1 pseudogene is annotated in these 398 nt (G+C 67.6%); it reads right to left on the bottom strand.

Annotated elements, in window-relative coordinates:
* Positions 1–88: 88 nt before the first annotated feature.
* Positions 89–398, bottom strand: a pseudogene (locus I6F37_RS43355) (glutamine synthetase); the annotation flags it as partial.

The following is a 398-nucleotide window of genomic DNA, read 5'->3' as shown; positions in this document are numbered from 1 at the left end:
CACGAGTACCCGGCGAGGTCGAGCACGCGAGCCAGCTCGGGCGGGACCGGTTGCGCGTACACCGCCAACATGCCGTGCGTCGTGGCCATCAGATCGCCCTCAGATATCGGTCGATCTCGAACTGGCTGACCTGCGTCTTGTAGTCGCGCCACTCGCGGCGCTTGTTGCGCAGGAACCACTCGAAGATGTGCTCGCCCAGCGCTTCCTGGACGAGCTGCGAACCTTCCATCACCCGGAGGGCATCGGCGAGCGACTGCGGCAGCTGGTTGATGCCGAGCTTCGCGAGCGCCGCGTCGTCCATCTCGAACAGGTTCGCGTCGGCCTCCTCGGGCAGCTGGTAGCCGTCGGCGATGCCGCGCATGCCCGCGGCCAGCAGCACGCTGAACGCGAGGTACGGG

Origin of the sequence: Bradyrhizobium sp. NBAIM08, assembly GCF_020193935.1 — a bacterium.
Classification (GTDB): Bacteria; Pseudomonadota; Alphaproteobacteria; order Rhizobiales; family Xanthobacteraceae; genus Bradyrhizobium; species Bradyrhizobium yuanmingense.
Note: the sequence above shows the minus strand (reverse complement) of the source record. Positions and strands in the feature narration are given on the sequence as shown.